Below are 13,812 nucleotides of genomic sequence, written 5' to 3'. Positions count from 1 at the left end.
CCTTTGTGATATCATCCTTCTAGCAACCAATCTTAAGTTGACGTTGGGTTGACGACATTGGGGTCTGACCCCATAAACTTCAGTTTAGATTTTGTTTAGAAAAAATTAATGGGGTCAGACCCCATTAATTTCCGCGGCATAAAATCCCCCTGTTCGGTTGTGAACAGGGGGATTCGTATATGCTGTGAGATTTACGGCGGGGATTCGGCTGAGCCGTCCGCCAGAAAGATGACTGCGCATCGCACTGGACATGGGCGGGTACCGCGCGTTTATGCTATGCTCGGCATCGTATAGTTCATGGATTACTCCAGCAGCTCCTTCGCGGAGATGCCTGGGCTGGTCATGGCGTGGGTGTCGAGGATCTTGTCGATGTTCTCCTGGGTGAGGATGCCCTTCTGGAGGATGAGGTCCTTCACGGAGGCACCGGTGCGGATCGCTTCCTTCGCGATGTCGGCGGCGTGCTCGTAGCCGATGTGCGGGGTCAGGGCGGTGATGATGCCGACGGAGTGGTCGACGTAGCTCTGGCAGCGCTCGCGGTTTGCGGTGATGCCGACGATACAGTTGTCGGTCAGGGTGTTCACCGCGTACGTAAGGAACTCCACTTCATGGGTGAGGTTCCAGAAGATGATCGGCTCGAAGGCATTGAGCTCGAGCTGACCGCCCTCGGCTGCCATGGTGATGGTGAAGTCGTTGCCCATGATGTTGAAGGCCACCTGATTCACGACCTCCGGGATGACCGGATTCACCTTGCCCGGCATGATCGAGGAGCCGTTCTGCTTCGCCGGAAGGTTGATCTCGTTGAAGCCGCAGCGCGGACCGGAGGACATGAGACGCAGGTCGTTACACATCTTCGAGAGGTTGACGGCGCAGGTCTTGACGGCACCGGAGACGGCCACGAAACCGTCGAGGTTCTGGGTGGCGTCCACGAGGTTGAAGGCCTGCACGAGCTGGAGGCCGCTGACCATGGAGAGATTCGGTACGATGCGGCGGAGGTACATCTCGTCCGCATTGATACCCGTGCCGACGGCGGTGCCGCCCATGTTCAGACAGCGCATCTCGTCCTGTGCACGCTCCAGGCGGGCGATATCTCGACGTACGGCCTCACTGTAGGCCCGGAACTCCTGTCCGAGTCGAATCGGGACCGCGTCCTGCAGCTGAGTGCGGCCCATCTTCAGGACATCATCGAACTCCTCAGCCTTATCAGAGAGCGCCTTATAGAGACGCTGCAGCTGGATCTGTGCCTTGATGAGGAGCTTGAGCACGGCGATCTTACCGGCGGATGGGAAGACGTCGTTCGTGGACTGACCGCAGTTTACGTGGTCGTTTGGATTTACGAGGGAGTAGTCGCCCTTTTCACCGCCGAGGATCTCGATCGCACGGTTCGCGATGACCTCGTTCGCGTTCATGTTGAGGCTCGTGCCTGCGCCGCCCTGGATCGGGTCGACGATGAAGGCGTCGCGGAACTCGCCGGCGACGATCTCGTCACAGGCCTGTACGATAGCGTCCGCGACCTTCTTGTCGAGGAGACCGATCTCGAGGTTCGTGATGGCGGAGGCCTTCTTGATTTCTACGATGGAGTTGATGATTTCCGGATGCATCTTCAGTCCGGTGATGTGGAAGTTCTCGGAAGCACGAAGTGACTGGACGCCATAGTACGCGTCCTTCGGGACGGTGCGATCGCCGATGGAATCGTGTTCGGAACGGAAATTTGAATTTACAGCTGCCATGTGTATATCCTCCCTGAATGATGCTGAAGTGGCATATCCGCGGCCGCTTCGATGATGTTCTGGTGCTTATCACATGCCGCTTCTGCGGCTTATCTTCTTGTCTTCACTATAGCTTCGTGTTATGTTATTTTCAAATACTTATATGACGAACTGCCTTATAGCCTGCAGACTATAATGTGCCGCGCTTTGCAGGGCGTCTGCAGCCCAGACCGGCCATCGTCCTGGGCAGGCCAATGTCGTCTGCCGGACAGTTCGTCGTCCGTCCGGGACGCGGTGGTGCCGGGCAGATAGTGGAGGATGGTCCCACCCGTAATGATGGACGTGTCGCCAAACGGTGGTGCCAGGCAGGAAGTGGAGGATATATGTTCCAGTCGATGCGCTATATCTATGAGGTTTATAAGGAGATGAGCTTTTCCCGTGCGGCGCAGAAGCTCTTTATCAGTCAGCCGTCGCTCAGTGCGGCGGTGAAAAAGGAGGAGGAGAGGATCGATGCGCCGATTTTCGACCGGAGCACGAACCCGATTCATCTCACTGAGGTTGGGCAGGAGTACATCCGTGCGGTGGAGCGTATCATGGATGCGGAGAACAGCTTCGAGAGCTATGTGCGTGACCTCACGGAGCTCCGGCATGGCGCGCTCAGTATCGGCGGGACGAATTTCTTCGTATCGTATGTACTGCCGCCGATCCTCAGTCGCTTTACGGCGAGCTATCCGTCGATTCATATCACCCTCGTCGAAGGCTCGACGAGTGAGCTGACGGAGAAGCTGTCGGCGGGCACCCTCGATCTGCTCCTCGACAACAGTGAGCTCGATTCGCTCGTTTTCGATCGGAAGGTGATCCAGGAGGACCATCTCCTCATGGCGGTGCCGGTGGACTTCGCGTCGAACATGGAAGTCGTGCCTTATGCATTGACCGCGGCGGACATAAAGGCCGGACATCACCTCGCGGCCGAGCGGACCCCGGTACCGATGCATGTCTTCCGCGACGACCCTTTCCTGCTGCTGCATGAGCGGAACGACACACGTGAGCGCGCCATGACGATCTGCCGGGAGAACCACTTCAGTCCGAAGATCCGACTCGAGCTCGACCAGCAGATCACCGCGTACAACCTCGCCTGCTACGGCATGGGCATCGCCTTCGTCGGCGACTCCCTGATCCAGAACGTCCCGAAGGCGAAAAACCTCCTCTTCTATAAACTCGAAAACCGTGACTCCGTCCGCCAGATCAGCTTCTATTATAAGAAGAACCGCTACGTGTCGCGGGCACTTGCCGCGTTCCTGGAGATGATCTGAAGCTGTAGGCATGATTTCATTTTAAAGCGCTTACCATGCCTGCAGGCTTACATTTCGCCGGAGTGCGTGGTAAGCTGGTGGTGGATATCGACGAAAACTCTCATCCTGGAACAGAGTTTCAGGAGACCGCCGGGGGCGAAACCGGAGGCGACGTGATGAGGTCACGCCGGAGACATTGGCGGAAGCAGGAGGTGACGCATGAATAATCTGGTGAGCATCGGTCGGATGGCAGAGATGAATGGCATCACGGTGGCGACGCTTCGGCTCTACGATGAGATGAATCTGCTGAAGCCGCGGCGGACGGACCCGAAGACGGGCTACCGCTACTACGACATCACGCAGAACGCGCGGCTCGATATGATCGCGTATATGAAGGAGCTCGGGATGAGTCTGTCCGAGATCCAGAACATCCTCGAGAAGGAGGATATCACGCTGATCGAGACGCTGCTGGTGAAGAAAAACGAACAGCTGCATGAGCAGATGCGGGAGCTGAAGTCGCGGCATGCCGCCGTGGAGCGCGCGATCGCGTCGATCGAGAAGTACCGGAAGTCGCCGACGAACGGCACGGTGTCGCTCGAGTACATTGATCGCCGCTATACCTATGGGCGCCCGTGCCGCCACAATTTCTATGCGATGGACGCGGATTCCTTCGAGGAAGAGCTGATGGGGCTTCGACAGGAGCTCGTGAAGAAGGGCTTCCTCCACGTCCACTCGTATAATGTCGGCACCTCAATCACGCTGGCGAACTTCGAGGAGGGCCGTTTCGTCCCGGAGGAGAGCTTCGTCTTCGTGGACCACAAGGACCGGGACATCGTGCCGGGCGTGAAGGTCCTCGACAGCGGTATGTTCGCCTGCATCTACCTCGATTCCTTCGACGAGGAGATCGCATACGCGCTGAAGCTCCGCGACCACTGCCGCGCGCAGGGCTGGATCCTCGACGGCGACTACATCTGCGAGATCATCACCGAGTTCAACGTCTTCGACTCAGAGAAGCGCAGCATGTTCATGCGCCTCCAGGTGCCTGTACGTTTTGTTTGATAATTAACAAACATAATCTGCTTGACTCTCTTCCGACCGCAGACCTTATAGTGGAGATATCAGAAAAGTTCGTGTTTGATGAGACCCACAGGGTCTGCAAAGGAGGAAGATATGGAGAAGATTAAGGTCGTTCAGTATGGCTGTGGTAAGATGGCGAAGTACATCATCCGCTATCTGTATGAGCATGGCGCACAGATCGTAGGTGCGATCGATGTCAACCCGGCAGTGGTCGGCATGGATATCGGTGATTTCGCGGGGCTCGGTCTGAAGACCGGCATCCTCATCTCGAACGACGCCGATAAGGTGCTCGATGAGTGCGATGCAGATGTGGCGATCGTGACGCTGTTCAGCTTCATCAACGATATCTATGATCATGTAGAGAAGTGCGTGGCACGTGGCATCAATGTTATCACCACCTGTGAGGAGGCGATTTATCCGTGGACCACGGCAGCGGCACAGATTAACAGACTCGATGCGCTGGCGAAGGAGACCGGCTGCACCATCGCGGGCAGCGGCATGCAGGATATTTTCTGGATCAATATCGTCGGTCTGGTCGCAGGTGGCATGCATAAGATCACGAAGATCAAGGGCGCATACAGCTACAATGTCGACGAGTACGGACTCGCACTCGCGAAGGCACACGGCTGTGATCTTACGAAGGAAGAGTTCGAGGCGCAGATCGCGCATCCGGCAGCATTTGAGCCGTCCTACGCATGGAACGCGAGTGAGGCCATCTGTAACAAGCTTGGTCTGACGATCAAGTCGATCACACAGAAGCATGTACCGTACATCATCGACCACGACATCTATTCCGAGACCCTCGGCAAGACCATCGAGGCGGGAAAGTGCATCGGTATGTCTGCAGTCGTAACGATCGAGACCATGCAGGGCATCATCGTAGAGGAGGAGACCATCGGTAAGGTTTACGGACCGGACGACGGTGATATGTGTGACTGGAAGATCTCCGGCGAGCCGGATACCGAGTTCCACGTAGTGAAGCCGGCAACCGTCGAGCACACCTGCGCGACCATCGTAAACCGTCTCCCGCAGCTCCTGAACGCACCGGCAGGTTATGTCACCGTCGACCAGTTCGACCCGAACGCATACCTCACCTACCCGATGGAGTATTATATCTGATGCAGTAATCAGGATTTACATAACAGCGCAGCCGGGGAATACTCCCCGGTTGTTTTTTATGGCGATCTGCTTTGCGCACGGAGCGGAAATATCGGCAGGTTCCGAATAATCAAAACGCCGCGGCCGGAGAAAGAGCTCCGTCCGCGGCGTATATATTATCCGGTGTGTATATTATCCTGCGTACATGATGCCTTCGAATAGGCTGTCTTCTTCGACGCCGTTCACGTGGTACGGCCAGCCGTCGGAGTGATCGATGTGGACGCGGTAGATCGGCTTCGTGAGGTTGATGTGGTCGGTACTCCGATCCGCGATCTGGAAGTACTTCCACTCGCTTTCATCGTTGATTCCGAGGGCCGATGCGTCGATCGTCTGAAGATCCACGAAGCTCTCGCCATCGGTGCGCATATCGAAGAGGTAGGTACCGGCCGGAACGGTCTTCGTGCCGGTCTTCTTTCCGCTCGCGTCGACGACGTCGAGCTTAAGATCCTTTTTCGCGCGGATGGCGAAGCTGGTCAGAATCGTGTAGAGCTCGTCATTCGCAGCCGGATAGCCATCGGTACCGACATGGCAGGATCGATAGCCGTTCGTCGTCCCGAGGACTTCGAGACGACGTGAAAGCACGACATCGGAAGGATCGGTGAATGCCGGTCCACGGAGGCAGCTCGTATCATAGCTGTCGCCCTCGTCCCAGGTATAGTCCACGCCACCCAGGCCTGCATTTTCGGTGCGGCTTTCATCGAGGCTCTTTGTATCCACATCCACGACCTCCAGCATCGAATAGTCATTTTCAGCAGACGAGAAGGTATAGAGGTAGTGCTTTCCGCCGGCAACCACGATATAGCTGTCCGAAGAGTAGCTGTAGCCCTCCGGGCGGATGCGGGTGTTGCCGATCACGTACTCCCGGGCGTAGCTTCCGTACTCGTCGTTGTAGTCGAAGTCCACGTCGATCGCCACACGCTTCCCGTCGCCTGCATTGGCCTCATACGAACGGGCCGGAAGCAGCGGGATGACGTAGTCCGCGCAGGTGTCGAGGTACTTCGCAGCGAAAAGCTCCGGTGCCTCGTCAAAGTAAATGCTGACTTCCTGCGCACCGTCCGCGTAGGTGCCGAGGACGTACGGCGCGAAGAAAAGGGTAATGCTTTCGGAATCCATGATCCATGGCGTGCTCGCATACTCCTCATCCCCGAGGGTTGCGAGGTACTCGCCCGCGTTCGTCAGCATATACGAGTCGTTTGCGTACTTCTCTTCGAACTTGTCGCGCACGAGCTCGATGAATTTGTCCTTCTTCGACACCACATCGGAGAGCTTCAGCTCCCGGCCACTCGCCACATCATAGTTCAGTCCGTAACTGTAGTAGTAACCGTGCGCGCCGCCATGATAATCCTCGAAGCTACAGAGTACGCTCACGATTCTGGAATCCGCGCGCATCACATGCGGCTTGACGCTCTCACTCATATGGCCCTCGTAATCGCTCCATTCAGCGGTCAGCTCCTGGTACTCCGTGGAGAGATCCGCGATCGACTTCTGTGCGCGGGCGGTTTCGTCCTTCGCCGCCTGCACGAGGGCACGCTGGAGCGCCGGATACTGCTTCGCCGTCTCTGCATCCAGCTCGAGCGTGAAGTAGTCGTACTGCGCCATCGTCGCATAGCTGTCCGGTTTGCAGGCGCTCAGACTGCGCTCTGCCACCGTGAGCGGAATGTGCTGCACGCCCTGCGCGTCGCCCTGGCCTGACGCATCTGTGCCGGTACCATCTTGTTTTCCTGTGGTGTCGCCCGCTGCATCCTGCCCGTTTCCGGAAGCATCATTCACGGCGCCTGGCCCCTTTTGGGAAGCATCCTCATCTGCGCCCGGATTCTGCCCCGTCGCATCCGCTGTTTCTGTCGCCTCGACCACGGTCGGACCTTCCGTCGCTGCCGGATTCTTCTTCGATCCTGAACATGCCGACAGTGAGATAGCCATCATCATAAGCCCCAGCCCGAAGGCAATGTCTCTCTTTCTCATCCGTCACCTCCTCGGTGCCTGTATGGCACGCTCTTCTGTTGGAAGTCCGCGCACGGAAGCGAAGACCTCCCGGTGCCTGCATGGCACCCTTTTCTGTTGAGACCCGCGCACGAAGCGCACAGCCTCCCGGTGCCTGCATGGCACCCTCACGTACAGTTGTAAAATCTATTTATATCATATCAGATTTAAGTCCAGATGTGCGAAATACTGAGGATTTCTCACTCGAAACCGGATGCGGGAGAGAAACTATACACGATTTTCGAAAAACGCATCGCATGTCCAGTCGTATCGAATCTGCGGTATTTCGGTCGGCTCGTCCATGAAAATTTCCGGGCCGCGCGCGGTGGTTCACTGGGAATCGAACCGTATTCCCGCGCGGCACCACCAGATACAGCGCCCCGGCACGTCCGGCGACGGTGCCATCATAAAATACGAAGTCCTGATTCTCTGAATACAGCACCCTGTGCTTCCGGCGACGGCAGGGCTTCGGAAGGTATGCGACGTACTGGTGGCACCGGAGTACCGTGCGGCAGTGAAGACATTTATGGACCTTGCGAGCATCCCGGAGCGGATGGCGCACGACGACATCCTCGACACCGAGTATAAGATGGTCGACGGCAGCTGGCATCGCCTGTCCTTCCTCGTGAAGAAGCGGGATGAGACGGGACGTGTCACCCACGTGCTCTGTGCGGTGCGAAGCATCAGTGATGTGAAGCGACGGGAGCTCGACCTCGTCTACCAGGCGGATGCGGCGAAGCGGGAAGGTGAGATGAAGGCCCGCTTCCTGTCGAATATGAGCCACGACATCCGGACACCGCTGAACGGCGTGATCGAGCTTCCGTTCGCTATCGGCGAGCAGAACGCGATTCACCCAGAGGAACAGAACTTCGACGAGATTCCGGTGGCGGGCATCCGCGCGCTTCGTGAGTGTATGTCGGAGAACGATGTGCTGAAGCTCTCGGACGAGCTGTAAAAAAGCATGGAACGCCCGGCGAATCGTGCTATAATGTAAATAAGTTGTAAATGGAAGTATGCATATCTATAGCGATATAGGTATGCATACTTTTATGTTGGAACATATATATCCCGGACACATGCAGGCGATAACCCGCAGTGATCGCAGAGGATGCCCTGTACGGTCGGGAGCATGGCCTGTATGTTTATGTAGATGAACTGGAGAGATTTATGGAGCAGAGTACCGCTATCAAAAAGAAAACCACCACCCGTGACATGACGACGGGCAACATCGCGAAGGAGATCATGCTTTTCGCGCTGCCGCTGATGTTCGGCAACATCTTCCAGATGCTGTACAACACCGTCGACTCGATCGTCGTCGGCAACTACGTCAGTACCGAGGCCCTCGCGGCGGTCGGCGCGACCACGATGATCGTCAACATGGCGGTGTTCTTCTTCAACGGCTTCTCGATCGGTGCCGGTGTTATCATCGGCCGCTATTTCGGCGCGAAAAACATGGAGCGACTGCATGATTCCATCGAGACCACCATGGCCACCACCTTCGTATGCTGCGTGCTCTTCACCATCATCGGTATCCTCGGCGTACCGTTCATGCTCAACTTCATGGCGACTCCGGACGACGTCATGGCCGACGCCAGCACCTACCTCCGCACCTACTTCGCGGGCATCGCCGGCCTCCTCATCTACAACATCGGCTCCGGCATCCTACGTGCGGTCGGTGATACGCGCCGCCCACTGTACTTCCTGGTACTGACCTCCGTCATAAACATTGGCCTCGACCTCCTGTTCGTGCTGCAGTTCCACCTCGGCATCTTCGGCGTGGCGCTCGCGACGATCATCTCGCAGTTCATCTCGGCGGGACTCACGCTGCTTCTGCTCCTGCGCACGAACGACATCTACCGCCTGACCCTCCGCGACTGCCGCATCGACCCGAAGATGCTCCGGCAGATCCTGGCGGTCGGCCTCCCGGCGGGTATCCAGTCCGTCATCACCGCGTTCTCGAACGTTTTCGTCCAGTCCTACATCAACAACTTCGGTTCGGCCTGCATGGCCGGCTGGACGAGCTACAATAAGCTCGACGCCTTCATCATGCTCTTCATCCAGAGCATGGCCATGGCTTCGACGACCTTCGTCTCGCAGAACATCGGCGCCCAGAAGGTGAAGCGGGCCAATGAAGGCACCGTGGCGTCGGTGGTGATGACCCTCATGCTGAACGTCGGCCTCGCCGTGTTCCTCTGGGTTTTCGCCCCACCAGCCGTCGGACTCTTCACCCCGGACCCGGATGTCATCTTCTACGGAACGCTGTTCCTGCGCCAGAACGTGTTCTTCCTCCTGTTTAACAGCGTGAACCACGTCCTCGCCGGTGCCCTCCGCGGCCGTGGCGACTCCACCGGCCCGATGATCATCATGCTGTTGAGCTTCGTCGCCGTCCGCCAGACCTACCTCTTCTTCATGACCCGCTTCATCGCGAACACACCGGCCAGCGTCGGCTTCGGCTACCCGGTCGGCTGGACCACCTGTTGCATCCTCGAAACGATCTACTTCTTCCGCCGCTGGAGCCGGAAGAACTGATCGAGAGGGGTCTGCCCTTTCCTGCACACCATTTCACGAATTAAATTCGAGGCACGAACTATGGAAAAGTATTTCGACATCAACGAATCCGGCTTCAGCATTCGCTGCAAGCTCTACTATAATAAGGACCTTCATGACCTCCCGCACATCGTCGTCGCGACCTACGGCTTCGGTGGCAACAAGGATAACAAAGCCATCGAGAAATTCGCCGAGCGTCTCACCACGAAGTACCACGGCTACGGCGTCGTCTGCTTCGACTGGCCATGCCACGGAAAAGACGCCCGCAACAAGCTGATCCTCGACGAGTGCTGCACCTACCTCGACCTCGTCACCCGTTACGTGCGGGAGACCATGCACGCCGAGGACGTCTATAACTACTCCTCGAGCTTCGGTGCCTACATCACCCTCCGCTACCTCGCGGAGCATGGCGACAACCCGTTTAAACGCATCGCCTTCCGCTGCCCGGCGATTAAGATGTACGACTCCATCGCCGCCGGCGTCACCCAGGAGGACTGGGATAAGCTCCGGAAGGGCAAGGAGATCCTCCGCGGCTTCGACCGGAAGATCAAACTCACCGAAGACTTCTTCGACGATCTCCGGGCCCATGACATCAGCAGCTGCGACTTCATGGATTACGCCGAATCCATCCTCATGATCCACGGCACGAAGGATGAGATGGCCCCGATCGAGGTCACCCGGAAGTTCAGCGACGACAACGTCATCGAACTCATCGAAGTCGAAAACGCTGATCACCCCTTCAGCAACCCAGCCTGCATGGACCTCGCCATCCAGAAGATCATCGAATTCTTCGCTCCCTGACACTGGCCTGAGGATGGCCAGCGTCAGCCCTGCGGGCACCGGGCACAGCCCGGTGAGATATCGCTACGGAATAAGCGGATGCTTATTCCTCCGCTCCTTGACTTCCTTAAAATTCTATGAAATTTGGGCATATGGGCGGTTATGACAGGTATTCATTCTTGTAAACAGCGGGTAAAACACTTATAATGTTTCTGTGTTTCCCATTACGGGAGAAATGTTTTTCGGCCATCCATGGCCGATACATAGGAGGAAAGTATTTATGAAAAAGAGAATGATTGCCGCATTTATGGCCGCATCCATGGTTGCTTCTCTTGCAGCATGCGGTTCCAGCAAGCCAGCAGAGACCACAGCAGCATCTGCAGAGACCACAGCTGCAGCAGAGGCAGGAACCGAGGCCGCAGCAGCAGAGACCACAGCAGCCGCAGAGGCTACCGGTAAGGACGCTTCCGACGTGAAGATCGGTATCGTAACCGATGTCGGTGGTGTAAATGATGGTTCCTTCAACCAGTCCGCATGGGCAGGCCTTTCCAAGGCAGCAGACGAGCTCGGCTTCCAGGCTTCTTACCTCGAGTCCCACACCGACGCTGATTACAAGCCAAACATCGAGACCTATATCGATGAGGATTACGACATGATCATCTGCATCGGCTACGCACTCGCAGATGCACTGAAGGATGAGAGCGCAGCGAACCCGGATATGAAGTTCGCCATCGTCGATGATGCTTCTCTCGCAGATGTTCCTAACGTAACTTCCCTTATGTTCGAGCAGGCACAGGCTTCCTACCTCGTAGGTTATGTAGCAGGTAAGACCACCAAGACCAACACCGTAGGTATCGTTCTCGGTATGGCGACTGACCTTATGAACCAGTTCGGTTACGGCTACGTTGCCGGTGCGGTCGATGCAAACCCGGATTGCAAGGTTCTCCAGAACAACGCAAACTCCTTCGCAGATACCGCTGCTGGTAAGACGGCTGCAAACAACATGGTTGCACAGGGCGCAGACGTGATCTTCCACGCAGCTGGTGGTACCGGCCTCGGTGTCATCGATGGCTGTAAGGAAGCCGGCATCTGGGCGATCGGCGTTGACTCCGATCAGTCCTCCATCGCTCCGGAGACCATCCTTACATCCGCTATGAAGCGTGTAGATAACGCTGTATACGATGTAGCGAAGGCAACCGTAGAGGGTAATGTTGAGCCAGGCGTAAAGACCTACACCCTTGCAGACGCAGGTGTTGATCTCGCTCCGACCACAGACAACATCGACCCGGCTATTCTCGCTGAGGTTCAGGATGTGAAGCAGCAGATCGTAGACGGTAAGATCACTGTTCCGTCAAACAAGGCTGATTTCGAAGCTAAGTACGGCGACATCTACGAGCTCGACTAAGTCTCGATCGTTCTATATGAAAACCGCAACCGGGTGGCACGCGCCACCCGGTTTTTTATAAAAAAATATAGAATTTCATCGTCATCTATTATATTATAAGTATAAAGAAAAAATGCGAACGATTATCGATTTCTGAGAGGCGATGACAGAATCACATCCGACTCCGAATCCGACTCCGATCGTTCGTTGGCATGATACAGAATACGAGGTAATCTATATGAGAGATATTTCCATGGAGCGCGTAAATCAGACGCGCGAAGCGATGCTGGAGACCGTAAAGTCCCCGACCCTGACACATGAGCAGAAGGTAGCGACGATGGCGAATCAGGCGGATTCCCTGCTCGAGGTGCTGAACCTTCCAGAGGGACTCGATGAGCTCCTGAACCAGCCGATCGACCGTCAGTGCATCTGCGACCTCAGCGAGGGCCACGCACCGCTGCGCCCGCGCTACATCATCCCGAATTACGAGAAGTTCATGAAGGAGGGCTCCCGCTTCCTGAACCTCGAGCCGCCGAAGGACCTCTTCGAGGCGATCAATGCACTCGAAATCATCTATCGTCATGTCCCGTCCGTGACCAATTTCCCGGTCTACGTGGGACAGCTCGATGAGCTCCTCGACCCGTTCGTACAGGATATGGACGAGGAACTTGCGCAGAAGCTGATCACCCTGTTCTTCGTCAACATGGACCGCACGATCCTCGATTCCTTCTCCCACGGCAACATCGGCCCACGCGACACAAAGGCCGGCCGTCTCATCCTGAAGGCGATCGAAGCGACCCGGGATGCCGTACCGAACATCACGATGAAGTACGATGAAGCGGAGACCCCGGATGACTTTGCGCTCGAGTGCGTAAGAGCAGCGTTGGCTTCCGCGAAGCCGTCCTTCGGAAACCACGCGATGTTTAAGTCCGAGCTCGGCGAGGAGTATGTCATCGCCTCCTGCTACAACGGTCTCAAGTTCGGCGGCGGCTCCTACACGCTCGTCCGCCTCATCCTCGGCAACATCGCGAAGCGCGCGAAGAACATCGAGGACTTCCTGCAGAACCAGCTCCCGTACGTGATGGACATCCAGGCACGCTACATGGATGAGCGTATCCGCTTCATCGTGGAGGAGTCCGGCTTCTTCGAGAACAACTTCCTCGCGAAGGAGGGTCTCATCCGCCGCGACCTCTTCAGTGCGATGTTCGGTCTCGTCGGCCTCGCAGACGCCGTCGACATCCTGCTGGAGAAGGAGGGCCACCCGGAGTGGCGCTTCGGCCGTGATGACGAAGCGACGAAGCTCGGCGTGCGCATCATGGACGTGATCAAGGACTTCAACGATCACCACTTCAACCCGTACTGCGAAGCGACCGGCGGCCACTTCCTCCTGCACGCGCAGGTCGGCATCGCCTCCGACGTGAACGTCACCCCGGGCACCCGCATCCCGATCGGCGAGGAGCCGGCGAACCTGGTGGATCAGCTCATGATCCTGTCGAACTTCCACCACTACTTCCCATCCGGAACCGGTGACATCTTCCCGATCGACATGACCGTGCACAAGAATCCGGACTACGTCCTCGATATCATCAAGGGCTCCTTCCGGCAGAACCTCCGCTACTTAAGCTTCTACGCGAGCGACTCCGACGTCATCCGCGTCACTGGCTACCTCGTAAAGAAGTCTGAGATCGAGAAGCTCGAGCAGGGCCAGAACGTCAAGCACGACACCACCGCCCTCGGCCTCGGCGCGAAGCAGAACGGCCACATCATGGAGCGAAAAGTCCGTTAATACGGCACCCATGAGGAACATCCACACAGCGAGGAGAGCAGACCAGCAGAGGTCTGCTCTTTTCCCTTCTTTCGGCCAATGTTTTCGCTGGAAAATCATCAT

General features: G+C 56.8%; 10 protein-coding genes. 8 read left to right on the top strand and 2 right to left on the bottom strand.

Features of this window, described 5'->3' with window-relative positions; translation table 11 throughout:
• Positions 1 to 302 precede the first annotated feature (302 nt).
• A complete protein-coding gene (locus tag ACK8P7_RS09885; RefSeq protein ID WP_410044047.1) occupies positions 303 to 1,727 on the bottom strand; it encodes an aspartate ammonia-lyase in 1,425 nt (474 codons plus the stop codon).
• A gap of 362 nt (positions 1,728 to 2,089) precedes the next feature.
• Between ACK8P7_RS09885 and ACK8P7_RS09880 the strand changes: the two genes are divergently transcribed.
• From ACK8P7_RS09880 to ACK8P7_RS09870, 3 genes are all read left to right on the top strand, one after another.
• Positions 2,090 to 3,019, top strand: coding sequence for a LysR family transcriptional regulator (locus ACK8P7_RS09880; protein ID WP_410044046.1), 930 nt, complete (start codon positions 2,090 to 2,092; stop codon positions 3,017 to 3,019).
• 198 nt (positions 3,020 to 3,217) lie between these two features.
• Entirely contained in the window at positions 3,218 to 4,057 is an 840-nt protein-coding gene (locus ACK8P7_RS09875; RefSeq protein WP_410044045.1) for a MerR family transcriptional regulator, read from the top strand.
• 111 nt (positions 4,058 to 4,168) lie between these two features.
• Positions 4,169 to 5,194, top strand: a complete 1,026-nt coding sequence (locus ACK8P7_RS09870) for a Gfo/Idh/MocA family oxidoreductase (protein WP_410044044.1) — start codon at positions 4,169 to 4,171, stop codon at positions 5,192 to 5,194.
• Between the two features lie 171 nt (positions 5,195 to 5,365).
• Here the strand turns inward: ACK8P7_RS09870 and ACK8P7_RS09865 are convergent, their stop codons facing one another.
• Entirely contained in the window at positions 5,366 to 7,195 is a 1,830-nt protein-coding gene (locus ACK8P7_RS09865) for a DUF3298 domain-containing protein (protein WP_410044043.1), read from the bottom strand.
• A gap of 463 nt (positions 7,196 to 7,658) precedes the next feature.
• Here ACK8P7_RS09865 and ACK8P7_RS09860 point away from each other — a divergent pair, with 463 nt between their 5' ends.
• The 5 genes from ACK8P7_RS09860 (at position 7,659) to ACK8P7_RS09840 (ending at position 13,710) form a co-directional block, all read left to right on the top strand.
• The gene (locus ACK8P7_RS09860) at positions 7,659 to 8,168 is read left to right on the top strand and encodes a hypothetical protein (protein ID WP_410044042.1); all 510 of its coding nucleotides are present in this window, start codon (positions 7,659 to 7,661) and stop codon (positions 8,166 to 8,168) included.
• A gap of 212 nt (positions 8,169 to 8,380) precedes the next feature.
• Entirely contained in the window at positions 8,381 to 9,742 is a 1,362-nt protein-coding gene (locus ACK8P7_RS09855; RefSeq protein WP_410044041.1) for an MATE family efflux transporter, read from the top strand.
• A 60-nt stretch (positions 9,743 to 9,802) separates the two neighbouring features.
• Positions 9,803 to 10,561: an alpha/beta hydrolase family protein gene (locus ACK8P7_RS09850; protein ID WP_410044040.1), complete on the top strand. Its 759-nt coding sequence runs from the start codon at positions 9,803 to 9,805 to the stop codon at positions 10,559 to 10,561.
• Between the two features lie 259 nt (positions 10,562 to 10,820).
• Positions 10,821 to 11,945, top strand: coding sequence for a BMP family protein (locus ACK8P7_RS09845; RefSeq protein ID WP_410044039.1), 1,125 nt, complete (start codon positions 10,821 to 10,823; stop codon positions 11,943 to 11,945).
• 217 nt (positions 11,946 to 12,162) lie between these two features.
• Positions 12,163 to 13,710, top strand: a complete 1,548-nt coding sequence (locus ACK8P7_RS09840) for a YjjI family glycine radical enzyme (protein WP_410044038.1) — start codon at positions 12,163 to 12,165, stop codon at positions 13,708 to 13,710.
• Positions 13,711 to 13,812 lie beyond the last annotated feature (102 nt).

Source organism: Oribacterium sp. P9 (genome assembly GCF_046365365.1).
Classification (GTDB): Bacteria; Bacillota; Clostridia; order Lachnospirales; family Lachnospiraceae; genus Oribacterium.
This window is presented reverse-complemented; position numbering and strand designations above follow the sequence as displayed.